Source organism: Mycobacterium sp. GA-2829 (assembly GCF_001499965.1).
Lineage (GTDB): Bacteria > Actinomycetota > Actinomycetes > Mycobacteriales > Mycobacteriaceae > Mycobacterium.
The window spans coordinates 1-24203 of record NZ_LQIT01000056.1; the positions used below are offsets into that span (position 1 = coordinate 1).

Here is a 24203-nt window from a genome sequence, read left to right on the forward strand (position 1 = left end):
CTCGACAACGGTGGACGTGGCATAGCAGCACTTCCCATCAGAATCAGCTGCTATTGCAACGACGCCTTGAAACCGCCGCCCGTCGGCGTGACACAACCCTTCTCTCGAGGTCGGTCACCCTTGACCTGAACCACGCTTCAGGTACGAGACTCCGATCATGACCGAGACGACACCGACCAAGACCCTCTTCGACGACATCTACGCCGGCGGTGCGCCCCCGTGGGTGATCGGTGAACCGCAACCCGCGATCGTCGACCTCTCGTCCCGCGGCGCGATCAGCGGCGCCGTGCTGGATGCCGGCTGCGGTGCCGGTGAGCACACGATCCTGCTGGCCGCCCGCGGCTACGACGTGCTGGGCATCGACTTCTCCGCCCGCGCGGTCGAGCTCGCCCGGCGCAACGCCGCCGACCGGGGTGTCGCGGCGCGTTTCGAGGAGGCCGACGCCACCCGGCTCAACGGAGGCCCACGCTTCGACACCGTCGTCGACAGCGCGCTGTTCCACGTCTTCGACGACACCGACCGCCCGCGGTATGTGCAGAGCCTCGCCTCGGTGTGCCGCCCCGGTGCGGTCGTGCACATCCTCGCGCTTTCCGATGCCGGGCGCGGGTTCGGGCCGCAGGTGAGCGAGGCCCAGATCCGCGGCGCGTTCACCGACGGCTGGCAGATCGAGGCGCTCGACACCACGACCTACCGCGGAGTGGTCGGATCCGCGCACGCCGAGGCACTCGGCCTGCCGGTGGGCGCGCGTGTCGAGGAGCCGGCCTGGCTGGCCCGGATCCGGCGGATCTGACCGGCGCTCAGTCGGTCTGATCGTAACCGGGGTGGGCCACCTCGAGCCGGTGCCGGACGACTGCCCGTAGCGCGGGCAGGAGTTCGGCGGCCCGGTCGTCGAGCCCGCCGGCGCGGATCGCCTCCGCCAATGTGGTCTCGTCGGCGAACCCGAGCCCGTCCAGTGCTGCGACGGCCCCGTCGGAGGTGGTCTGGGTGAGTTCGCGCTCGACGGTGCGCAGGACGTTGGCGGCGACCCGGACGTGGAAGCTGACGGAACCCCCGTCGGCGGGCCGACCTTCCGACTGCAGGGCAGGCCGCACCTCCTGGTCGAGGAAGTCCGCTACCGCCGCGACCAGCTCGGCCGCCGTCGGTCTGCCGTAAAGCCACTGCGGTCCGGTCATCGCGGCCCTCCGCCCTCGAGTAGGTCCAGCAGATCCCATTCGGTCTCGCACACCCGCCGGCCGATCGCGGCCAGCTCCACCGACGGCGTCTGCCCGCTGAGGTGGCGTTCGGCCTGATAGCGGCAGATCACGCCCCATCGCAGCGTCGCGACCGTCAACCACCAGCGGAACGTCGACCGGTCGAGGATCTGTCCGCTGGCCGTCTCGTACGCGGTGAGGAAGTCCTCGACACTGCCCAGCCCGCCGGCACCGAGCTGTTCGGGGGCGCCGAACCGCCACGCCCGGATGCAGAACCACGCGAGGTCCTCGTAGATCTCGCCGATGTGCACGAGCTCCCAGTCGAGCACCGCCGCCAAGCCCTTGTCGTCAATGATCAGGTTGCCCATGCGAAAGTCGCCGTGCACCAACCGGTGTGGTGACGGCGGCGGCCGGTGCGCATCCAGCCAGCGGAACGCCCACTCGAACGTGGCTGTGGTGTCGCCCATCTCGTCGAGCTGCGCGCGCCACTCGGTCAGCTGATCGGATTCGGTGAGCCCGATGCCGTGCGGATCGGCGCGGTGTATCGCGGCCAACGCCTCGGCGCACTGGGTGAGCAACCGGCTGCGTCCGGCGTCGTCGAGGGATCGGTGGATGCGGCGGACGATCGTCTCACCGCCGATGAGATCGCAGATGAGGTACGGATTGCCCAGTGCTGCAGCGTCGTTGTCGGCGGTGACGATGTGGGGGACCGGTGCGCCCACCGCGGCGGCCCGCTCCTGGGCGCGCGCTTCGAGTTCCATCCCGGCGTGTACCTCGTCGGGCGGACCCGTGCGCAGGATCAGCCCCTTGCGGGTGTCCGCACCGACGGCGTCGAACGCCCACGTGGTGCGGCTGGCGCCCCCGGTCAGCGTGGTGAGGTTCTCGACGGTCACCTCACCGAGCAGCGGGCGCAGCACCGCCTCGAGTTCGGCCTTCACTTCCGCCCGAACCCGAACAGCCGCTGGGCGACCCGCCGGATCTGGATCTCCTCGGCCCCTTCGGTGATCCGGTAGCGCCGGTGGTGGCGGTAGATGTGTTCGAACGGTTCGTGACGGCTGTAGCCCACGCCGCCGTGCACCTGCATCGCGCGGTCGGCGGCCTCGCACACCAGCCGGTTGGCGCGGTAGTTGGCCATCGACACCTTGTCGGAGACCTCCATGTGGTGGCTGCGGTCGAGTTCGGTGGCCGCGTAGTACACCAGCAGCCGCACCATCTGAGCCTCGGTCTGCAGTTCGACCAGCGGCCACTGCACGGCCTGGTTCACCGCGAGCGGTTTCCCGAACACTGTGCGCTGCCCGGCGTAGTCGACGGCGCGGTCGATGCAGTACTGGGCGGCGCCGAGACTGCTCGCGGCCTGGCGGATCCGGTTCTCGTGCAGGAACGTCTGGCCCACTTCGAGTCCGCGGTCCACCTCGCCGAGGATCGCATCGTCGGGCACCCGGACGTCGGTGAGCACGACCTCGCCATGGTCGGTGGGCATGTTGAACGTCCACCAGTAGTAGGGCACCTCGAAACCCGGTGTGTCGGTGGGGACCAGGAAGGCGGTGATGCCGCGGGCCTGCCCCGGTTCACCGGAGGTGCGGGCGAAGATCAGATCGTGCGTCGCGCGGTGCACGCCGGTGTTCCACCGCTTCGTGCCGTTGATGACCCAGCCGTCCCCGTCGCGGACGGCGCGGGTCTCCAACCAGGTGGCGTCCGAGCCGTGGTCCGGTTCGGTCAACCCGAAGGCCATCGACCGTTTCCCGGTGATCATCGCCTCGATCCATTCGGCCTTCTGCGCGTCGGTGCCGAAGCGATCCATCATGATGACCTGCGGGAAGTTGCCGACGATCGATGATTCGTCCTGCAGATCGTTGTGCAGGCCGAGACCCTTGTGCGCCAGATGTTCCCGGATCACCGCCATGTCGATGTTGGATCCGTCGCGGCCGCCGAACTGCGCGGGCAGCCCGTAGCGCAGCCAGCCCGCAGCGTCGGCGCACCGGCGCATCTCGTCGAGCAGGTCCTCCCACGCGCGCTGCGGGATACCGCCGTTCTCCCAGTCGGTGCGGGCGTACTCGCGGTGGCGGTCGAAGTACTGGATGTGTTCGCGCTCCAGCGGTTTGATCTCCGCCTCGATGAACGCGTCCATCTCCTCGAGGAGGCCCGGAAGGTGTTCTGGGAGGGTGAAATCCATGTCTCTCCTTTGCGCCGACTGCACGGTTGTGGACGGGTCTACTCGGGGTTTGTGTACACCAACCGTGCGCTCGGCGGGGTCGGTTCAGAAGCCATACAGGGTGCGCTTCCAGATGGTGGACAGGGTGGCGATCGCGTCGGCGTCGCTCATGGCCAGGCCGAGACCTGACGTGCCGACCATCACCACGGTGAAGTTCTCGAACAGCAGCGCGATGGCGGCTGCGGTGTGTTCGGCGTTGAGGCCGGTGCCGTAGCCCTGCTCCTGCGCGCGCCGCACCGACGCCGCGATCACATCCATGCCGAGGCGGCGGAACTCGTGCTGCAGATCGGCGAACCGTCGCTGGGCGGCGGCCAGTTGCGCGACGGCGATCATGATGCCGATGTTCTGCTTGAAGATGTTCCAATACCCGGCGACCACCGTCGTGAAGAACTCGCTGTCGTCGGGGGAGGAGGGCAGCGGAACGCTCGCGCCCGACGGGGCGACCACATCGTGGAGGAACGACTCCGCCAGCGCGGCCAGCAGGTCCTCCTTGTCGTCGAAGTAGCGGTAGAACGCCGCGGGCGACTTCCCGGCCGCCGAGGTGATGTCGGCCAGCGTGGTGCCGTGGAACCCCCGTTCCGCGAACAACTTTCGCGCCGCCTGCTCGATGGCGGCCCGTGTCTGACGGCCCTTGCTGCTCAGCGTCGAGGACTCCGGGGGCATGGTTCAGCCGGTGATCCGGTCCCCGGCCCGCAACAGCGCGCTGGGTAGGTCGTGGCCGACGACTGTGCGGGCAACGTCGGCCGCGGAGATGGCGCCCTGCAGGTCGACGTCACAGCCGATCCCGCTGTCGCGCAACAGGTAGACCAGATCCTCGGTGGCGATGTTGCCGCTCGCGCCAGGGGCGAACGGGCAGCCGCCCAGTCCGCCGACCGACGCGTCGAGGCGGGTGATGCCTGCCTGTACGGCGGCGTACGCGCTGGCCAGTCCGGCGCCGCGGGTGTTGTGGAAGTGGGCGCCCAGCGGCGTGTCACCGATCCGCGGCCGCACCTGCGCGACGAGATCGCTGACGCGCCGCGGGGTCGTGGTGCCGATGGTGTCGGCGATCGCGAGCCGGTTCACCCCGAAACCCATTGCGGCGTCGACGATCTGCAGAACGCGATCAGGCGGGGTGGGGCCGTCGAAGGGGCAGTCCCACGCCGTCGCGATGATGACCTCCACGGTGGCGCCGCTGTCGTGGGCGATCGCGGTGATGTCCGGGATCGCCGCGGTGGCCTCGGCGCTCGACCGCCCGACGTTGGCCCGGCTGTGCCCGTCGGCCGCCGACACCACGTACTCGATCGACCGCAGCCCCGCCGCGATGGCGCGTTTGGCGCCGTTCGGGCTGGCGACCAGTGCGGAGAACTCGACACCGTCGAACCGGCTCAGTTCGGCGGCGAGTTCGGCCGCATCGGCGAGCGCGGGCACCTTCGACGGCGAGACGAACGCGGTGGCCTCGACTTCGCGTACGCCGGTCGCGACCACGGCCTCGAGCAGTTCGAGCTTGGCGGACAACGGGATCGGCTGCTCGATTTGCAGACCGTCGCGCAGCGACACCTCGCGGATGTCGACTTTGGCAGGTAGTTCGTTCACAGCACCCCCTCGGCGCGCAGTGTGGCCACTTCGTCGGCGGACTTGCCGAGAAGTCCGGTGTACACCTCGTCATTGTGCTGCCCGGGACGGGCCGAGCCGGCGTTGCGGATCTCGCCAGGGGACTCCGAGAGCACCGGGACGATGCCGGGGCCGAGAACCGTGCGCTCGACCCGCTCATCCCAGTGTTCGGCGATCATCCCGCGCGCCCGCAGCTGCGGATCGTCGACCACCTCGGCGACCGTGTTGATCGGACCGGCGATGACCCCCGCCGCCGACAGCGTCTCGATGATCTCGGCGGGGGGACGCTGCGCGGCCCAGTCGCCGATGATCTTGTCGAGTTCGTCCTGATTTCGGCCGCGCGCACCGTGATCGGCGAACCGGTCGTCCGTGGCGAGTTCGGGTTGACCCATGGCTGCGCACAGCCGGCGGAACACCGTGTCCTGGTTGGCCGCGATGACCACCCAGCTGCCGTCGCCGCTGCGGTAGATGTTCGACGGGGCGATGCCCTCCAGCCGGGTGCCCGACGGGCCGCGCACCACCCCGCCCACGTCGTAGTCGGGGATCGTCGACTCCTGCACCGCCAGACAGGATTCGGTCAACGCGGTGTCGACCACCTGACCCTCGCCGGTGACGGTGCGCCGGTACAGCGCCGCGAGTGCGCCCTGCGCGGCGAACATGCCTGCCAGACTGTCACCCAGCGACAGCGCCAGCCGGGGCGGCGGGCCACCCGGGAACCCGTTGAGGTGGCGCAGTCCGCTGGCCGCCTCGGCGACCGAGGCGTAACCGGCGCGGTGGGCGTCGGGTCCGGTCTGACCGTATCCCGAGACCCGCACCAGGATGATGCCCTTGTTGCGGGCGTGCAGGACGTCGTAGCCGAGGTCCCAGCGTTCCAGGGTGCCGGGCCGGAAGTTCTCGACGATGATGTCGGTCTGCTCGACCAGTTCGAGGAAGATCTCGCGGCCGCGTGGGGTGCGCAAGTCGAGGGTGATCGCTTTCTTGTTGCGCGCGTGGACCGTCCAGAAGAACCGGTGGCCGTCGAGTTCGGCCTGACCCCACGTGCGCAGCGGGTCGGGGGCGCCGGGCGGTTCGATCTTGAGCACCTCGGCGCCCATGTCGCCGAGAAGTCGTCCGGCGAACGGGCCGGAGATCAGCGTGCCGATCTCGATGACCCGAATCCCGTCCAGTGCGCCTGTCATCAAACCTCCGCAGAAAACCCGTGCCGGTGCAGCCAGTCGGTGCAGATACCGACCGCCTCCCGCAGGGTCTCACGCTGGTCGGGTCCGGAGTAGTAGTGGTTGGCGCCGGCGATCTCGTGCATCTCCTTGTCGGGGTGCCCGATGGCCTCGAACAGGCGCCGGGTGTGGCTCGGTGTGCACGCATCGTCGGCGAGGTTGCCGATGACCAGCGTGGGCACCGCGATGTCGGGGCCGGCCTTGACCGCGTCACCGTTGGCGTCGTCGTAGCTCCACTGCGAGAGCCAGCTGCGCAGCGTGCAGAACCGTGCCAGCCCGACGGGGGAGTTGTTGACCACCTGAGGATCGCCGAGGTAACAGGTGCCGGGTTTGCGGTCGTTGGGGTCGACGGTCGGATCCAGCCAGCGCGGATCGGCCATGGTGCCGTGGACGATGAACGCGAACTCGTCGTCGGGCCGCCCGCTGGCCTTCAGTTCGGCGAGTTTGTCCTTGACGCACTTCGTGATTCGGCGGTTGCGGGCGATCTGGGCGGCGCGGTACCGCTCGAGGAACTCGGGGGTGTAGGGCGGCTGATTCGGGTTGTCGGGGTTGTACAGGTCGAGTTCGGGGTCGCGCTTGGTGGGATCGGATTCGTCGAGGATCGACGCGTCGAGCCATTCGGTGAGCGTGCCGTGCCTGCTGATGTGGGCGGCCAGCAGCATGACGCCGTCGGCGGGGATCAGGCCGAGCTTGGTCAGGTCGGGTCCGTCGCCGGACGGGCTCGCCGTCACGGTCGGATGCTGGGCCTGTTGCTGGTAAAACACCGACAGCGAGCCACCGCCGCTCCACCCGGCGAGCACCACCTTGGAGTAGCCCATACGGTTCTTGGCGTCCTTGATCGCCTCGCCGAGGTCCTCGACGACCTTCTCCATGAGCAGCGCCGAGTCGGTGCCGCGAAATCGACTGTTGCAGTAGATGACGTGGTGACCGGCCTTGGCCAACGCGTTCATCATCGGCAGGTAGGCGCCACCCCCGATGGGGTGCATGAACACCAGCACGGTGTCGGACGGTTTGTTGCGCGGCCGCAGCAGGTGGCTCTCCAGGACGACCAGCTCGGCGACACCGCCGTAGACGTCGCGCACCCCCGAAGTGTTCTGGTAGGCAACGAGATACGGGATACGGTCGTATTCGTACTTCACCGCCGTCGTCACGAGTGTTGCCCCAGGTCGTTCGCCAGCACCTCCGGCGACGGAATCAGCCGCCTGCGCGTGTCGATCGCGATCACCTGCCAGTCCACCCGTTGGAAGTCGTCGAATTTGCGGCGGGCACGTTCGCGCGCCTTCTCCGGCGCACCATGGTGCACGCCCTGCGGCGCGTGGGAGATCAGCCCGGGCGGCATCGGAATGCCGTACAGCGAACCGCCGTGGAAGAACGCGATCTCGTCGTAGTCGACGTTGCGGTGGTACCACGGGGTGCGTTCGGTGCCCGGCACCCCCTCGGCGGGTTTGGGCAGGAAGTTCATCACGTACACCCCGGTCGCCTGCATGAGCAGATGCGCAGTGGCAGGCAGGTGCACGCTGTCGGAGGTGACGACGTTGTAGTCGGCGATGTTGAACGTGAACGCGAAGTTGTCGCCCCGCCACCCTTCGACGTCGAGCGGATGGTGTTGGTAGAACAGCGATGTCGGCCCGCCCTCATGGAACAGCCGGACCTCGTACTCGCCGTCGACCCGCGGACCGACGCCGTCGTCGATGGGCTCCGGGTCGGGGACCGAGAGCAGCGTCGGGTCGAACGGGAAGTGCCTGCCGAGGGGGCCGGGCGGCGGCACCCGGAACTCGTCGGTGGCCTGGATCATCAACAGCGTGGACTCGGCATCGGGGATCTGCCGGAACGTGCACCCCTTCGGGATGTAGACCCAGTCGCCGGCCCGGTAGCGCAACGGCCCGAACTCGGTCTCCAACAGGCCCGAGCCGGTGTGCACGAACGACAGCAGGTCGCCGTCGACGTAGCGCGCGAAGTAGGGCATCTCCTCGGCGCGCCGAGAGAGCAGCACCTGGCAGTCGGCATTGGAGAACATGAGCAGCGGTGCGCCTTGAGCGTCGGTCGCGTCATCGGGCTTTAGCTGATCGCTGAGGACGTCGACCGGGCGCAGCGGCCCCACCGTGCGGAAGGCGGTGGGGTCGTTGCGCCGGTACATGTTGGCCGTGCGTCCGGTGAACCCGCCGCGGCCGAGTTCATCGTCTTTCTGGCCGTCGAGGTCGGCGTGCGGCCGCCGTGGTGTCTTGCCTTTCCGCAGGTGAACGAACGATTCCATCGCAGGCTCCAGTGACTGTTCGGTGGGACATCGGCCACAAAGTGAAACTGACGTTACTTTTGTTTCGAGGGCAGCGCAAGGGTGCGCGATGAGTTCGCACCACCGAAGCGGTCTCACTTCACATACGACACCACGAAACAGGAGAGCTCGAATGTCGAATGAAGTGATGACCGCCGAATCAACGGTGGACGCCCCCGCCGACGAAATTTTCGCGGTGCTTGCCGACCCCTCGTCGCATGCCGCGATCGACGGCACCGGCTGGGTGCGGGAGTCCCTCGACGGCGCACGCCTCACCGCCACGGGGCAGATCTTCGAGATGGCGATGTACCACGACAACCACCCCGACGGCCGATACGAGATGGCGAACAAGGTGATCGCGTTCGACAAGCCGCGCGTCATCGCCTGGGAACCGGGCCAGCGCGCCGGCGACGACATCGAATTCGGCGGCTGGACCTGGCGTTACGATCTGGTGCCGCTGGGGCCGTCGCGCACGAAGGTGACGCTGACCTACGACTGGTCGGCGGTTCCAGCGGAGGTCCGGCGCGAGATCTCGTTCCCGCCGTTCTCCCAGGATCATCTCGACAATTCGCTGCGGAACCTCGCCGAGCTGGCGCAGCTCAGTCGGTCAGGTCGACCCGCACGGTGAGCAGTTCGGTGCCGAACGTGCGGACGCCGAAACTGTTGAACTGAGGCAGTTCCCGTAGCCGCGCGTGCGGATCGTCCTCCGGCAGCAGGTGCGCGACACCGGAGCGCCACCGGCCCCGCAGTCGCACCCGGACATGGGGATCGGCCTTGATGTTGCGGATGTACTGAGACCGTTCCCCGAACTCCGAAACGAACCAGAACTGATCGTCGATCAGCTTGCCGCCCAACGGGGTTCGGCGCGGTTGTCCGGAGATGCGGCCGGTGGTCTCCAGCAGGGTCTGGAACGGCAGTCGGCGCGTCACCGGATTGGCGACGTGCTTCTGGAAGAAGTGGGTGACGTCGTCCCGGTTCATGCGGTCCTCCTCGGTGGGTTCACACCATTGCGAAGGGCGGGATCTTGGCCCCGATCGCGAGCGCTCCCGCCAGTTCGCGGCTGGTGTCGTAGTCGAAGACGACGTGGCCGGCGATCACGTCGACGTCGCGTTTGATGCGCTGCAGGGGGTTCGAGGTGAAGTGTGCGCTCGCCCCCGAGGCCTCCAGGAGCAATCCGATCACCGCGCGGGACTCGTGCACGATGTGCGCGGCGGTCATCCGGGCTCTGGCCCGCGTCACCAGCGGTACGGCGTCACCGGCACGCACGAGCGTCTCGATTTCTCCGACGGTGTCGTCGAGCACCGCGCGCAGTGCCCGCAACCGCACCTCGGCTTCCCCGAGTCGGGCCTGCGCCAGCGGCTTGTCCTTCTGCCGGACGCCCTCGTACGCCAGCACCCGCTCGCCGAGGCGTTCGGTGTAGAGCGCAGCGACCCGCTCGGCGCTGCCGAGCGCGGGCATCGCGGCCAGCAGTGCCAGGGCGGGAACCATCGGCCAGCGGTAGGTCGGCGACGTGTGCAGCACCGCACCGGGGGCGGTGCCGGCGTAGATGTCGGTCACCCGCACGAGGCGGTGTGGCGGGACGTATACGTCATCGATGAGGACGTCGTTGGAGCCGGTGGCGCGCATCCCGTCGGTGTGCCAGACGTCCACCACGGTGGCGTCCGCGATCGGGAGTAGGGCCAGGGCGGGGTAGATCGCGTCATCGGGTCCACACAGCGCGCCGACCATGATCCAGTTGCCGTGCATGACACCGGTGGCCCACGACCACCGCCCACTGAGCCGGATCCCGTCGCCGTCGGGGCGGCCGCGGCCCGTGGGCGCCAGCGGCGCCGGAGCGAGGAACGGGCGGTCTGCGAACGCCTCGGCCTGGGCCTGCTCCTCGAACAGCGCGACCATCCAGTTGTGCAGCGCGTAGAAGCCGATGGTCCACGCGCTCGACGCGCAGCCGTGCGCCATCTCGCGGACTGGCTCGAGCAGTTCGGGGAAGGGCGCCTCTTTGCCGCCGAAGCGGGCGGGCACCAATAGTTCGGTGAAGTCGGACGCGATGAGGTCGTTGATGGTGGCCTGGGGGAGGCGGCGTAGCTGTTCGGCCTCGTGGGCACGTTCAGCCAGCCTGGTCACGAAGTCCGGGCTCATGTGGCCGGACGTTACCGTACTTTTTGGTATGGACCTCCTCGGTCTGTCAATCGGGCGTCGGTGTACAGCTACTTCGCGACCACCCCGTCGTCGAGCAGCGCGAGGCGCCACCTCGTCGCCAGTGGCGGGGACGGACTGCGCGGACCCGAGGACTTGTCGGTGGTCGAATGTATGTTCGGGGTATGTCGGGTGAGGACCTCCAGGACGCGATCGCCGCGCTGGATGCCGCGGTCGATCAGCTGGCTGCCTGCCAGGTGGATCTGCTGACCCGCCCCGACCTGGTCGCCGCCCTGGACACACTGGAAAACCTCGGCTGCCGCCTGCCCGCGGTGCGTCACCGCCTGCTGGCCCGCCTGCAGGTCGAGGCCACACCCCGGCAGCTGGGCGCCAAATCCTGGAAAGAAGTGTTGCGGGTCCGGTGGCGGCTCTCCGGCAAAGAAGCCCACCGACGCCTCACCGACGCCGCCCTGTTGGCGCCACGCCCGGCGGTGTCGGGTCCGGCGCTGCCGCCGGTGTTGCCGGCGACCGCAGCCGCCCAGCAGCAGGGGTTGATCACCGCCGAACATGTGGAGAAGATCCGTCACCAGGTCGATGAACTCCCGCCGTGGGTGGATGCGGTCACCCGCGACCAGTTCGAGGTCAACCTGGTGCGCATCGCCCTCGGCGTCGGACCCAAAGAACTCGAAGAGGCCGCTAAGCGGTTGGTGTTCCTGCTCGACCAGGACGGGCCTGAACCCGACGACAGTGAACGGGCCCGCAAGCGTGGGGTCACCCTGACCAAGCAACGCCGTGACGGCATGTCCGGATTGTTGGGCTCGTTGACGCCGGAGCTGGCCGCGATGTGGGAGGTGATCTTCGCCAAGTTCGCCGCCCCCGGCATGTGCAACCCCGATGATCCCGAACCCTGTGTGTCGGGGACCCCGACCCAGGCGCAGATCGACAACGATTTCCGCAGCCCGGCCCAGCGTCGCCATGATGCGATGGTGGCGGTCGTCCGGATCGCGTTGATGAGTGGGGATCTCGGCCAGTTGAATGGGCTACCGGTGTCGGTGATCGTGCGCACCACCCTGCAAGACCTCGAGTCGCGGGCCGGGGTCGCCACCACCGGCGGCGGCACGATCATCCCCATCAAAGACGTGATCCGCATGGCCGCCCACGCCAATTGTTTCCTGGCGATCTTCGACCAAGCGACCGGATCGGCGTTGGATCTGTTCCGCACCAAGCGGACGGCCTCGGCGGCGCAGCGGATCATGCTGACCGCCCGGGACGGGGGCTGCACCAAACCCGGCTGCACCATCGGCGCCTACGGCTGCCAGGTCCACCACGCCGACAAAGACTGGGGCGAGGGCGGGAACACCAACATCAACGACCTCGGCCTGGCGTGCGGAACCGATAATCGCGACGTCAAAGACGGCGGCTGGACCACCCGCGTCAACGACCAGCACGAGGTCGAATGGATCCCCCCAGCCGACCTGGACACCGGACAAACCCGCGTCAACACCTACCACCGCCCCGAACGCCTCCTCGCCGACCCCGACGACAGCGACAACCGCGTTGTGTCAATGGAACCCGTTGACGAAGGCGGCAGCAACGACGCCGAGCAGACCGCTGCCCCGGAGGCCGTCGCTGACGACAGCGGCGACACCGACGAGACCCCGTCCGCCGACAACACCGGTGAACCGGACAGCGCCGTGGCATCGCCGGAAACGGCTGACGCCAACGATATCGACGACACCAAGCCGTACGCAGAGGCGCTCGAGGTCTCCCACGAGCCCGGCTACACGCAGACCGCTGCCGCTGTGGCCGACAGACTGCACGAGCCAGTGGGCGAGGGATCGGCCATCACACTGCCAGCCGACGAGGCCTTCTGTTCGATGGACCCGACCACCTCTGAGACCGACGCCGACGAGCCCGTCCCCGCGGAGCCCGACGAGCCGACCCGGCCCGCCGACAACCCCGGCGAACCCGGCGGCCCCGCACCACCCCAACACCGGGCGGCCTGACCGCCGCACCCCCTTTGACACCACACCCACACTTCACCGTGGGTGAGGTCACCACTGAACTACCGCCGAATGACCAGAACGCGCAGGGGTTTCCGGTGCGGCATTTCACTCGAGACCGCAGCAAGCGTTTCACGGGTAGCGGGCAATGGACCATCGACTACGCGGCCGAGGAATCCTCGACCGTGAGCAGTTCGGTGATCCGTTCGGTGACGGCCGCCGCGGTTGGGTACTCCCAGAGCAGCGTCGGGGGCAGGTGCAATCCGGTCTGCTTCTCCAGCTGCCGTCGCAGGGAGACGGTCATGATCGAGTCGACACCGATCTCCACCAGCGGCAGTCGGACGTCGACATCTTCTGCAGCGCAACCCAGTTCGGCCGCCACCGCGGTCAGCACCTGGCGGGCCGCCCAGTCGCTGACGTCCTCGTCGCCGCGGTCCTCGACCGCGGGGGCCGCGGCGTCCGTTTCGACAGGCGCGACGTCGGCGAGCATCGGCACCGAGGCCGCCGAGGGCAGCACCGGCAGCACCACGACGTTGGCGTCGTCATCGCGCAGTGCCGAATCGAGTGCCCGCATCGCGTCGTCGAGCCCGACAGTGCCCATACCGAGCGCCTCGAGTTGCGCCGCGACGAACCCCGACGTCGACCCCATCCCCATACCGCGCCACGCCGTCCACGCCACGCTCGTGGTGCGGTCGCCGAGCCGGCGCCGGTACCGGGCGAAGGCGTCGAGATAGGCGTTACCGCACGCGTAGGCGCCCTGCCCCGGGAACCCGGCGAGATACCCGCACGACGAGAACAACACCATCCAGTCCAGCGCGCCGGGCGGGAAGAGCTCGTGCAGCGCGGCCATCCCGTCGACCTTGGGCCGCATCGCCGCGTCGAGTTCCTCCGGTGTCGTCGTCGCAAGCAGCGCACCGGCTTCCACGCCTGCGGCGTGGATCACCCCGCGCACCGGCGGCAGGTCGGCCAGTGCCGACCTCAGCTGTTCCGTCGCGCCGGGCGCCCCGACGTCGACGGCGGCCACCCGCACCGACACCCCCCGCTGTTCGAGCGTGGACACCACGGCGACAGCCTCGCGATCGGCATGCTCATCCCACACGCTCCGGTCCGGAACACCCGAGCGCGACACCAGCACCAGCCGCCGCGCCCCGAGGTCGGCCAGGCGCTGCGCCAACCGCAGGCCCAGCACCCCGGTGCCCCCGGTGATCAGATACGTACCGCCCGGCGAGCACCGCAACGGAGCCGCCTCGCCACCGTCGGCGTGCGCCAGCCGCGCGGCATACGCCACCCCGTCGCGCACCACGACCACCCCGTGACCGGCCAGCACGCCCAGCGCCCGGACCGGCAACCGCTCCCCCGTGACGTCGAGGACACCGCCCCACAGCTGCGGATGCTCCGCGGCCGCGACGCGGGCCAGTCCCCACAACGGCGCGTGCGCCGGGTTGACGCCCTCGTGCACATCGGAGGTGAGCACCCACAGCCGTGCCTGACTACCGACCCCGTCCAGCCGCTGCAGCGTCGACAGCACCAGTTCTGCCGACGCCTGCGGCGTCGCGTCGGCGCTCGGCAGCACGAGCACCGCCCCCGCCGCGGACATGCCGAGTTCCGTTGCGTCAGAGACAGTTCGGTGCGGTACCCCGGCCTCGTCGAGATCACGCACGACGAACGCGTGGGTCGCTGCGTCGCCCCCGACAAGCGTCACCTCGGCGGGCGGATCGGCGTCGGGCCAGTCGACCGGATGCCAGGCGACGTGATGCAGCAGCCGAACGGTGTCCCGGCCGCTGGGGTTCTCGAGTTCCTCGAACGCCATCCCGGTCAGCGACACCGACACCGCACCGGACTCCTCGGCCAGCAGCACATCGGTCACGGTGCCGGTCGACCGGCGCCGCACGTGCAGCAGCGCGACGGCAGGCGGCTTGTCATGCACGTGCACCCGCTCGATCCGCGCGGGCATCCGCAGCCGGGGCGGACCGTCGAAGATCGTCGAGGCCGCCGATGTCGCGGCGTCGAGCAGCCCCGCCCACGTCGCCGGGGTCGAACCGTCCGTATCGGCCGCCACCCGCGCGAAGAGCTCTCCCTCGCCGCGGTGCAGTTCCAGGATCTGCCACCCGAATCCCATCGCCGCCACCCCGAGCGTCGCCAGGGTGTCGACCACGTGGCCCGCGGGCAGCACCTCGGTGCAACGCGATCGGATCTCGTCCTCGTCGAGCACGGTCGGCACCGGTTCGGCGGTCTGGGCTGCCAGCGCCGTGCAGTGCGTCAACCAGCCTGAGCCGGCCTCGCCGCCGTCGTCGTCGACCAGCCGGGACGCCAGCGCGAGTGACCGGTCCTGCGCCACCACCTGGATGTCGCGGGCCCGGCCCGGCGGCACCGGCGTGCGCAGCCGCACGTCGGCCAGATCCGTTCCGGCGGCGGTCAGGAACGTGTTGAGCAGCACCGCCGCGGGGACGATCTCGGTGCCCTGTACGGGATGGTCGCCGGGGTAGGGCCGCGTCGAGACATCGAGGCGTGTCTGCCACACCCGGGCGGGGACGGCGCCGGTGACCTCCATGACACCGCCGAGCAGGGTGTGGGACTCCGGTTCGTGCACCCCGCGGCCACCCGGCGGTGCGGTAGGCGTGCGCCAATGCCGCCGGTGCACCCACTGGGTGCCGGGAAGGTCTGTCGCCCAGTCGGTTTGAGGGACCACTCCGTAAGACACCGGCGCACCGTGGCAGTAAAGCGCGCCGACGGCCGCGGCGACGGTGGTCTGCTCCGGCTGCTCGCGTCGCAGCACCGGCACCACGGCGTGCTCTCGAATTCCGAGATGGCTCAACGTCTCTGCGATCGAGTGTGCGACCACCGGATGCGCCGACACCTCGAGGAACAGCCGGTGGCCGTCCTCTGCGGCGGCGGTGACGGCCTCGGCGAAACGCACCCGCCCGCGGAGATTGGCCACCCAGTAGTCGGGGTCACGCGGGGCGTCGGAGCGCGGGTCGGCCAGCGCGGTGCTGTAGATCGGCACCTCGGCCGGCCGCGACGGGCCCAATCCCGCGGTAAGCGAAGCGAGTTCGGCGGTCAACGCGTCCATCGCCGGGCTGTGGAACGCGACGTCGGTGTTCACCCGGCGCACCATGAAGCCCTCGTCGGTCCACCGTGCCGACACCTCGTCGACCGCGGCGACGGTGCCGGAGACGACGGTCGACTCGGGGGACGCGCTGATCGCCGCCACCACGTCGGTGCGACCGGCCAGATCCTGTTCGGCCGAGTCGAACGGCAACCGCACCAGGGCCATCGCGCCGGCGCCCGCCACCGTGCGGAAGCCCCGCGCGCGGTAGCAGGCGACCCTGGCGCCGTGGGCCAGATCGAAGACGCCGGCGACGACGTTGGCGGCGACTTCGCCGACGGAGTGCCCGATCACCGCGGCCGGTCGCACGCCGCGCTCCCGCAACACCGCTGCCAACCCCACCTGCATCGCGAACGTCAACGCCTGCACGCGGTCGGTACCGCCGAGCTCGCCGCTCTGCAGGGCCTCCCGCGGGGAGAAGCCGAGTTCGGCGGCGAAGACGGGTTCGACCGCGTCGATCACCTCGGCGAACGCCGGTTCGTGCGCGAGTAGTTCGCGGCCCATCCCCGACCAGTGCGACCCGTGTCCGGAGAACACCCACACCGCACCGCCTTCCGCGCCGGGGAGCACGCTGCCCGTCGCCACCGATGGGGTGCGCCGGTCCTCGGCGAGCGCATCGAGTCCGGCGGCGAGTTCGTCGGCATCACGCGCGACGACGGCAGCCCGCACCGGTTCGTGGGATCGCCGCGCCCACAGCGTCGTCGCGACCGCGCCCACCGAATCACCGCGCGCCCGAACATGTTCGGCCAGCACCGCAGCCTGGCGAGCCAGCCGCGCCGACGATCGCGCGGACACCGGAACCACCGTCACGCCATCACCACTCGAAACCGAGACCCGCAAAGGCGCCTCTTCGAGCAGGACGTGGGCGATGGTGCCGCCGTAGCCGTAGCTGCACACCGCAGCCCGGCGCGGGCTGCCGTCGCGGCGCGGCCACGCCTCGACGCTGGTCGGGACCCGCAGGCCGCTGGCCGCCCAGTCCACCGCCGGGGTGAGCGTGCGCACGCCCGCGGTCGGCGGGATCGTCTCGTGCTGCAACGCCATCGCCGCCTTGATCAGACCGACCACACCCGCGCCGCCCTCGAGGTGGCCGGTGTTGGGTTTGACCGATCCGACCCGGCACGGCTGCCCGTCGGCGCGGCGGGCGCCGTAGACCGCGGCCAGGGCGTTGAGTTCGACCGGATCGCCGGTCGGGGTGCCGGTGCCGTGCGCCTCGGCGAATTCGACTGTGGCCGGATCGATTCCGGTGGTCGCACAGGTCCGCCGGAACAAGTCGGCCTGGGCGGCGCCGTTGGGCGACATGATGCCGACCGTGCGTCCGTCCTGGGCCACCGCACCGCCGCGCACCACCGCGATCACGCGGTCGCCGTCGCGTACCGCATCGGCCAGGCGTTTGAGCACCACCACCGCGGCGCCCTCACCGCGGCCGTACCCGTCGGCGTCGGCGTCGAAGCTCTTGCACCGGCCGTCGGGGGCGGTGGCGCCTGCCTGGTCGAGGACCCTGGTCAACCCGGGGCCGATCAGCGCGCTCACCCCGCCGGCCAGCGCCAGCGAGGTCTCGCCCGTGCGCAGCAGTTGGCAGGCCTGGTGCACCGCGACCAGCGAGGCCGCGCACGCCGCGTCGAGCGCGACGCTGGGACCGCGCAGGTCGAGCAGGTGGGAGACGCGGTTGGCGATCCCGCACAGCGAGGTGCCGATTCCGGTCCACGCCTCGATGCCCGGCAGGTCCTCCATGATCAGCTTGCCGTAGTCGTCGGAGTTCACGCCCATCAGCACCGCGGTATCGCTCCCCGCCAGCGACCGCGGCGGCACGCCCGCGTGTTCCAGTGCCTCCCAGGACACTTCGAGGGCCAGGCGCTGCTGAGGGTCCATCAGCTCGGCTTCGCGCGGGGACACCCCGAAGAACTCGGCGTCGAAACCGGCGAGGTCGTCGAGGAACGTGCCCCACGGTGTGGTCTCGCGCAGCACCGCGGCGTTGCGAGGGTCGCGGCGCAGGTAGGGCTCCCAGCGATCGGCGGGCACCTCCCGCACCCGACTGCCGCCGTCGAGCAGGAAATCCCAGAACGCGGCGGGGGTGCCGATGTCGCCGGCCAGTCGGCAGCCGATGCCGACGATCGCGATGGGTTCGGGGCCGGCGCTCTGGTTAGCCTTGCCTAACTCAGTCGACATGCGGACAATATTCGCACAACCGGGTGCCCCCGGGGCGACCACCTCTCAGTCGGCGAGTAGCGCGCGCACCACACCGTCGGCCAACAGGCGGCCGCGGTCGGTCAGCACCAGCCGCGAGCCGGCGACCACCGCCAGACCGTCGGCGACGACCGCGTCCACCCGAGCGCGCTCGGACGCGGTGAGGACGGACAGCGGCAGCCCGTCGCGCAACCGCACGCCCAACAACACGTCCTCGGTGTGGCGCGCGGCCGCATCGAGCACCTCGAAGTCGGCGACCGGGAGCACGTTCTCGACCAGGGCGGCCGCGTAGGTGTTCGGGTGCTTGACATTCCACCACCGGGTCTCGCCGAGGAAACCGTGCGCACCCGGTCCGGCGCCCCACCACTCCCCGCCCGCCCAGTAGCCGAGATTGTGCCTGCACTCGCCACCGGGACGGGACCAGTTCGACACCTCGTACCAGTCGAATCCCGCGTCGGCCAATCGCGCGTCGAGCAGTTCGTACCGCGCCGCCAGCACGTCGTCGTCGGGAGCTGCCACCTCACCACGGCGCACCCGCCGGGCCAGTGCGGTCCCGTCCTCGACCACCAGCGCGTAGGCCGAGACGTGGTCCACCCCGGCGCCGATCGCGGCGTCGACCGAGCGGCGCAGATCGTCGTCGGTCTCCCCCGGCGTCCCGTAGATCAGATCGAGGTTGACGTGTCGGAATCCGGCCGCCCGCGCCTCCCCGGCGGCGGCCACGGCCCGGCCCGGGGAGTGCAACCGGTCGAGCACCGTGAGCACGTGGCGGGCGATCGACTGCATGCCCAGCGACACCCGGGTGTAGCCGGCGGCCAACAACGCGTCGAACAGTTCGGGCCCCGACGATTCGGGGTTGGCCTCGGTGGTGACCTCGGCGCCGGGCGCCAACTCGAAATGGTCGCGCACGGCGTCCAGCACGGCGGTCAGCCCCGCACCGCCCAGCAGCGACGGGGTGCCGCCGCCGACGAACACGGTCTGCACCGGTGGGGGCGCACCCAGTGTGCGGGCGGCCAGCGCCAACTCCGCACGCATCGCGGCCAGCCAGCCCTCGGGGTTGGCACCGCCCGCCTCGGCCGGGGTGTAGGTGTTGAAGTCGCAGTACCCGCACCGGGTCGCGCAGAACGGGACGTGGATGTAAATACCGAACGGCCGCCCCGAAGTGGCGGCCAGCTCGGGCACGCGTACGGGGGCGGTGCGAAGGCTCACGCCTCCATCGTCCCAGCGTGGCGTCAGATGGCGTAATCGCGCCGTTGGTGCTGCACGGAGACCCAGTGCTCGGTGGTGAACTCGTCGATGGCCCACTTCCCGCCGAAGCGGCCGACGCCGGAGGCCTTCTCCCCGCCGAACGCGGTGTTGGCGTCGTCGTTGACCGGGGCGTCGTTGACGTGGGTCATGCCGGCGTCGATGCGGCGGGCGAACCGGACCGCGCGATCGACGTCGCGGCTGAACACCGCCGAGGACAACCCGTATTCGGTGTCGTTGGCCAGCTTCAGCGCATCCTCCTCGCCCTTGGCGCGCACGACCGTCATCACCGGTCCGAACACCTCTTCGCGGGCGGTGGCGCAGTCGTTGGGGCCGAGCAGCACATGCGGCGGCAGTCCCTGCCCGGTCGGACCGACCGGATCGCCCCCGACGACCACCTGCGCGCCCTCGTCGCGGGCCCTGGCGATCTTGTCCTGCACGGATTCGAGCTGCGAGGAGTTGATGATCGGGCCGATCTGGGTGTTCTCGTCGGCGGGGTCGCCGACCTTCAGCGCGCGCACGCGCTCGGCGAAACGGTCGACGAACTCGTCGTGCACGGTGTCGTCGACGATGAGCCGGTTGCCGATCATGCAGATCTGGCCCTGGTGGAAGTAGGAGCCGAACACCGCCGCGTCGACGGCCAGGTCGAGGTCGGCGTCGTCGAGCACGACGATCGGGCCGTTGCCGCCGAGTTCGAGGGCGAGGTGTTTGAGCCCCGCCTTCTGCGCGATCCCGCGCCCGACCGGCGTCGACCCGGTGAACGACACGACCCGCGGGGTCGGGTGCTCGACGATCGCGTCGCCGATGTCGGAGCCGCCGCCGACGACCACCGAGAGCAGACCCGGCGGCAACCCGGCCTCCTCGAAGATCCGCGCCAACAGCAGCCCGCCGGTCACCGGGGTGTCGCCCGCCGGTTTCAGCACGACGGCGTTCCCGCACGCCAGCGCGGGCGCCACCGACCGGTTCGACAACTGCATCGGGAAGTTCCAGGGCGAGATCACCGCGACCACCCCGACCGGCTCGCGGTAGACGCGGTTCTCCTTGCCCGGGATGTCCGACGGCAGGATCGACCCCTCGACGTGGTGCGGCATCGACGCGGCCTCCCACAGCACCGACCGCACCAGGCCCCATTCGAGTTCGGCCTTGGCGACGGTGCCGCCGCTCTCGCGGATCAGCCAGCGGGTGATCTCGTCCTTGCGGTCGCCCATCACGTCGGCGGCGGCGCGCATCACCGCGGCGCGTTCAGCGGGCGGTGCGGCGGCCCAGTCGGCCTGGGCCTCCGTGGCGGCGACGTAGGCCTCGTCGAGGTCGTCGGCGTTGGCCTGCGGGATGCTGGTCAGCACCTCGCCGGACCAGGGATTGACGTCGTCGCGGGACTTGCCCGCCGAGCCGCCGCGCCAGGTGCGGCCAATGGGCATCTCGGTGAAGGCGGGATACGGAGAAGGCATCCCGCGGACCTACCCGGTGCCCGGTCGGCGAAACGGGGGCCTGCGCGGAGTTTTGCTCACCGCGAGCGCAAATATGCCCCGGTTAGGGGCGGTGCGGCTTCCCGTGGCACAATGGCGCCGTGACCGCTGTCCCGACCCTCCGCACCCGCTTCGCGCTGGTCGCTCGGCGGCATGTCGACTTCAAGCGCGTGTGCACCTGTCGCTGTTTGCCTTGACGCGCCTGATCTAGGACCCAGCCCACCCCCCGATTTTCAGCTGGCCGCCGGATCTGCGCCGCCGGTCAGCCCACCGGTGATCCAGCGCGGTCCGAACGCCGGCTTCGAGAAGGAGCCAACCTCTATGACCGAGACTCCGGCCCAGGCCAAGCCTCGTCCCGCCAAGCCCGCGAAGCGTCCCCGCGGCGAAGGTCAGTGGGCGCTCGGGTACCGCGAGCCGCTCAACGCCAACGAGCAGTCCAAGAAAGACGACAACCCGCTCAACGTGCGCGAGCGCATCGAGAACATCTACGCCCCCGGCGGCTTCGAGACCATCGACAAGGGCGACCTGCGCGGCCGTTTCCGCTGGTGGGGCCTGTACACGCAGCGCAAGCCCGGCTTCGACGGCACGTGGACCGGTGATGAGAACACCGACATGCTCGAAGACGAGTACTTCATGCTCCGGGTCCGCAGCGACGGCGGCGCGCTGACGGCCAAGGCGCTGCGCACCCTCGGCGAGATCTCCACCGAGTTCGCGCGCGACACCGCCGACATCTCCGACCGGCAGAACGTCCAGTACCACTGGATCGACGTCCGGAACATGCCGGAGATCTGGCGCCGGCTCGACGAGGTCGGTCTGCAGACCACCGAGGCGTGCGGCGATTGCCCGCGTGTGGTGCTGGGCTCCCCGCTGGCGGGTGAGTCGCTCGACGAGGTCATCGACGGCACCCCCGCGGTCAACGAGATCGTCAAGCGCTACATCGGCAAGCCCGAGTACTCGAACCTGCCCCGCAAGTTCAAGACCGCGATCTCCGGTCTGCAGGACGTCGTGCACGAGGTCAACGACGTCGCGTTCATCGGTGTGAACCACCCCGAGCACGGCCCCGGCTTCGACCTGTGGGTCGGCGGCGGCCTGTCCACCAACCCGATGCTGGGTCAGCGGGTCGGCGCCTGGGTGCCGCTCGACGAGGTGCCCGACGTCTGGGAGGGCGTGGTCTCGGTGTTCCGCGACTACGGCTACCGCCGACTGCGGTCGAAGGCGCGGCTGAAGTTCCTGATCAAGGACTGGGGCGTCGAGAAATTCAGGAAAGTTCTCGAACAGGAATATCTCGGCCGAGAACTCATCGACGGTCCGGCGCCCGAGCCGGTAACTCGGCCGATCGACCACGTCGGTGTGCAGAAGCTCAAGAACGGCCTCAACGCCGTCGGCGTCGCGCCGATCGCCGGCCGTGTTTCGGGCACCATCCTGCAGAAGGTGGCCGACCTCGCCGAGGCCGCGGGCTCCGACCGCATCCGCTTCACGCCGTACCAGAAGCTGATCGTGCTCGATGTGCCCGACGAGAAGCTCGACGAGCTCAGAGAGGGGCTCGACGCGCTGGGCCTGCCGTCGACGCCGTCGCACTGGCGGCGCAACCTGATGGCCTGCACCGGCATCGAGTTCTGCAAGCTGAGCTTCGCCGAGACCCGCAGCCGTTCCCAGGTGCTGGTACCCGAACTCGAGAAGCGGCTCGAGGACATCAACGCCCAGCTCGACGTGCCGGTGACGATCAACATCAACGGCTGCCCGAACTCGTGCGCACGCATCCAGGTCGCCGACATCGGCTTCAAGGGCCAGATGGTCGACGAGGGCAACGGTCCCGAGGAGGGTTTCCAGGTGCATCTCGGCGGCAGCCTCGGCCTGGACAGCGGTTTCGGCCGCAAGCTGCGCCAGCACAAGGTGCTCGCCACCGAGCTGGGTGACTACATCGAGCGGGTGGTTCGCAACTTCGTGAAACAACGCGAGCACGGTGAGCGTTTCGCAACGTGGGCCCTACGAGCAGACGAGGCGGACTTGCGATGAGCGCTTGCGCGAAGAGCGGAGAACACCGGTGACGGATTTGATCTCGGATGTCGACCTGCAGCAGCTGGCCGAACGCGGCGCGGCCGAACTCGGCCCGGACGCCAGCGCGTGGGATCTGTTGCGCTGGACCGACGAGAATTTCGCGGGTGATTACGTCGTCGCGTCGAACATGCAGGACGCCGTCCTGGTCGACATGGCCGCCAAGGTCCGCCCCGGCGTGGACATTCTGTTCCTCGACACCGGCTACCACTTCGCCGAGACGATCGGCACCCGCGACGCGGTGCAGGCGGTGTACGACGTCAACGTCGTCAACGTCAGCCCGGAGCGGACCGTCGCCGAACAGGATGCCCTGCTCGGCAAGGACCTGTTCGCGCGCGAACCCAACGAATGCTGCCGGCTGCGCAAGGTGCAGCCGCTGACGAAGGCGCTCGCCGGTTATTCGGCGTGGGTCACCGGCATCCGCCGCGTCGAGGCGCCCACCCGCGCCAACGCGCCGCTGATCAGCTGGGACAAGGCTTTCGGGCTGGTCAAGATCAACCCGCTCGCGGCGTGGTCCGACGAGGAGATGCAGGCCTACATCGACGCCAACGGTGTGCTGGTGAACCCGCTGGTCGACGAGGGCTACCCGTCGATCGGCTGCGCTCCATGCACGGCCAAACCGATCGAGGGCGCCGATCCGCGCAGCGGACGCTGGGCCGGCACCGGCAAGATCGAATGCGGGCTGCACCAGTCTTGACTGAACACATCCCCCGGTCGCTCCGCTCCTGCCCGCCGAGCCTGGTCCTGACCGCGCACGGCAGCGTGGATCCGCGGTCCGCGGCGGTCACCCATGCGGTGGCGGGCCGGATCCGGCGGCTGCGGCCGTGGCTGGACGTCCGCGCGGCGTTCCTCGAGAAGACCGGTCCGAGCCTGGCCGACGTGCTCGCCGAGAGCCGCGACGCCACCGTCGTCCCGTTCCTGCTCGCCGACGCCTACCACGCGCGTGTCGACATCCCCGCCGTCATCGACGAGGTGGGCCGTCCGGTGCAGCGCGCCGAGGTGCTCGGTGAGGATCCGGCGCTGCTGACCGTCGCCCGGCTCCGACTGTCCGAGGCGGGTGTCTCCCCCTACGACGACGGGCTCGGCGTGCTGGTGGTGGCCGTCGGGTCGTCGAACGCGGTGGCCAACGCCAGGACCGCGACCGTGGCGTCGGCGCTGGCCAACGGCACCCGGTGGGCGGGCAGCCGGATCGCGTTCGCGACCGGTCCGTACGCCGACCTCGCCGACGGCGCCGCGGCGCTGCGCCGGTCGGGTGCGAAGCGGGTGGTCATCATGCCGTGGTTCCTCGCCCACGGCCGCATCACCGACCGGGTTGCGGATTTCGCTGCAGCAGAAGACATTTCGATGACCCAACCGCTGGGGTCCCACAACCTGGTGGCGGCGACGGTGCTCGACCGCTTCGACGAGGTCGCCGGAGTCCGCGCCGCGGCCTAGGCCGGCATGCCGGCTCCCGGCATTGGCGTCTCGCCAGATCCTCTGCAACCGGCTGGATTCCGCGAAAGAACCCGCGCCATGCCCGTTGAGCATATGGGAACG

The 24203-nt window shown here is 69.8% G+C and carries 20 protein-coding genes; 7 read left to right on the top strand and 13 right to left on the bottom strand.

Annotated elements, in window-relative coordinates:
- Positions 1-157 precede the first annotated feature (157 nt).
- Entirely contained in the window at positions 158-790 is a 633-nt protein-coding gene (locus AU194_RS25735) for a class I SAM-dependent methyltransferase (protein ID WP_059092107.1), read from the top strand.
- A gap of 7 nt (positions 791-797) precedes the next feature.
- Here the strand turns inward: AU194_RS25735 and AU194_RS32755 are convergent, their stop codons facing one another.
- The 8 genes from AU194_RS32755 to AU194_RS25775 form a co-directional block, all read right to left on the bottom strand.
- The gene (locus tag AU194_RS32755) at positions 798-1172 is read right to left on the bottom strand and encodes a DUF6285 domain-containing protein (RefSeq protein ID WP_059092108.1); all 375 of its coding nucleotides are present in this window, start codon (positions 1170-1172) and stop codon (positions 798-800) included.
- On the bottom strand, positions 1169-2128 hold the full coding sequence (locus tag AU194_RS25745) for a phosphotransferase family protein (RefSeq protein WP_059092109.1): 960 nt from the start codon (positions 2126-2128) through the stop codon (positions 1169-1171). Before AU194_RS25745 ends, AU194_RS32755 begins: the two co-directional genes overlap by 4 nt.
- The gene (locus tag AU194_RS25750; RefSeq protein ID WP_059092110.1) at positions 2125-3363 is read right to left on the bottom strand and encodes an acyl-CoA dehydrogenase family protein; all 1239 of its coding nucleotides are present in this window, start codon (positions 3361-3363) and stop codon (positions 2125-2127) included. Before AU194_RS25750 ends, AU194_RS25745 begins: the two co-directional genes overlap by 4 nt.
- A gap of 84 nt (positions 3364-3447) precedes the next feature.
- Entirely contained in the window at positions 3448-4065 is a 618-nt protein-coding gene (locus tag AU194_RS25755) for a TetR/AcrR family transcriptional regulator (protein WP_059092111.1), read from the bottom strand.
- 3 nt (positions 4066-4068) lie between these two features.
- Positions 4069-4974, bottom strand: a complete 906-nt coding sequence (locus AU194_RS25760; RefSeq protein WP_059092112.1) for a hydroxymethylglutaryl-CoA lyase — start codon at positions 4972-4974, stop codon at positions 4069-4071.
- Positions 4971-6170 (bottom strand): CaiB/BaiF CoA-transferase family protein, encoded by a 1200-nt coding sequence (locus AU194_RS25765; RefSeq protein WP_059092113.1) that lies wholly within the window; start codon positions 6168-6170, stop codon positions 4971-4973. Before AU194_RS25765 ends, AU194_RS25760 begins: the two co-directional genes overlap by 4 nt.
- On the bottom strand, positions 6170-7357 hold the full coding sequence (locus AU194_RS25770; protein ID WP_059092114.1) for a S9 family peptidase: 1188 nt from the start codon (positions 7355-7357) through the stop codon (positions 6170-6172). The genes AU194_RS25765 and AU194_RS25770 overlap by 1 nt, the downstream gene beginning before the upstream one ends.
- Positions 7354-8460 carry a homogentisate 1,2-dioxygenase gene (locus AU194_RS25775; RefSeq protein ID WP_059092115.1) on the bottom strand — a complete coding sequence of 369 codons (1107 nt, stop codon included), beginning with the start codon at positions 8458-8460 and terminating at the stop codon, positions 7354-7356. The genes AU194_RS25770 and AU194_RS25775 overlap by 4 nt, the downstream gene beginning before the upstream one ends.
- A gap of 151 nt (positions 8461-8611) precedes the next feature.
- Here AU194_RS25775 and AU194_RS25780 point away from each other — a divergent pair, with 151 nt between their 5' ends.
- On the top strand, positions 8612-9106 hold the full coding sequence (locus AU194_RS25780; RefSeq protein WP_059092116.1) for an SRPBCC family protein: 495 nt from the start codon (positions 8612-8614) through the stop codon (positions 9104-9106).
- Here AU194_RS25780 and AU194_RS25785 read toward each other — a convergent pair.
- Together AU194_RS25785 and AU194_RS25790 are read right to left on the bottom strand one after the other, a co-directional pair.
- Complete coding sequence (locus AU194_RS25785) at positions 9078-9458, bottom strand: nitroreductase/quinone reductase family protein (RefSeq protein WP_059092117.1); 381 nt, start codon at positions 9456-9458, stop codon at positions 9078-9080. The genes AU194_RS25780 and AU194_RS25785 overlap by 29 nt on opposite strands.
- A 19-nt stretch (positions 9459-9477) precedes the next feature.
- A complete protein-coding gene (locus AU194_RS25790) occupies positions 9478-10614 on the bottom strand; it encodes an acyl-CoA dehydrogenase (protein ID WP_059092118.1) in 1137 nt (378 codons plus the stop codon).
- Between the two features lie 167 nt (positions 10615-10781).
- Between AU194_RS25790 and AU194_RS25795 the strand changes: the two genes are divergently transcribed.
- Positions 10782-12617, top strand: a complete 1836-nt coding sequence (locus tag AU194_RS25795) for a DUF222 domain-containing protein (RefSeq protein ID WP_059092119.1) — start codon at positions 10782-10784, stop codon at positions 12615-12617.
- A gap of 157 nt (positions 12618-12774) precedes the next feature.
- Here AU194_RS25795 and AU194_RS25800 read toward each other — a convergent pair whose 3' ends face one another.
- The 3 genes from AU194_RS25800 to AU194_RS25810 are packed head-to-tail and all read right to left on the bottom strand — an operon-like array spanning position 12775 to position 20594.
- The gene (locus AU194_RS25800) at positions 12775-17886 is read right to left on the bottom strand and encodes a type I polyketide synthase (RefSeq protein ID WP_059092120.1); all 5112 of its coding nucleotides are present in this window, start codon (positions 17884-17886) and stop codon (positions 12775-12777) included.
- A 45-nt stretch (positions 17887-17931) separates the two neighbouring features.
- Entirely contained in the window at positions 17932-19110 is a 1179-nt protein-coding gene (hemW, locus tag AU194_RS25805; protein WP_059092121.1) for a radical SAM family heme chaperone HemW, read from the bottom strand.
- A gap of 23 nt (positions 19111-19133) precedes the next feature.
- On the bottom strand, positions 19134-20594 hold the full coding sequence (locus AU194_RS25810; RefSeq protein WP_059092122.1) for an aldehyde dehydrogenase family protein: 1461 nt from the start codon (positions 20592-20594) through the stop codon (positions 19134-19136).
- A gap of 119 nt (positions 20595-20713) precedes the next feature.
- On the opposite strand from AU194_RS25810, the gene AU194_RS33080 reads away from it, so the two are divergent.
- The 4 genes from AU194_RS33080 (at position 20714) to AU194_RS25825 (ending at position 24101) form a co-directional block, all read left to right on the top strand.
- Positions 20714-20809 (top strand): Ms4527A family Cys-rich leader peptide, encoded by a 96-nt coding sequence (locus tag AU194_RS33080; protein WP_369804228.1) that lies wholly within the window; start codon positions 20714-20716, stop codon positions 20807-20809.
- Between the two features lie 124 nt (positions 20810-20933).
- Positions 20934-22628 (top strand): nitrite/sulfite reductase, encoded by a 1695-nt coding sequence (locus AU194_RS25815; protein WP_059092123.1) that lies wholly within the window; start codon positions 20934-20936, stop codon positions 22626-22628.
- Between the two features lie 28 nt (positions 22629-22656).
- On the top strand, positions 22657-23364 hold the full coding sequence (locus tag AU194_RS25820) for a phosphoadenylyl-sulfate reductase (RefSeq protein WP_059092124.1): 708 nt from the start codon (positions 22657-22659) through the stop codon (positions 23362-23364).
- Positions 23343-24101, top strand: a complete 759-nt coding sequence (locus AU194_RS25825) for a sirohydrochlorin chelatase (RefSeq protein ID WP_059092125.1) — start codon at positions 23343-23345, stop codon at positions 24099-24101. Before AU194_RS25820 ends, AU194_RS25825 begins: the two co-directional genes overlap by 22 nt.
- The last annotated feature ends 102 nt before the right edge of the window (positions 24102-24203 follow it).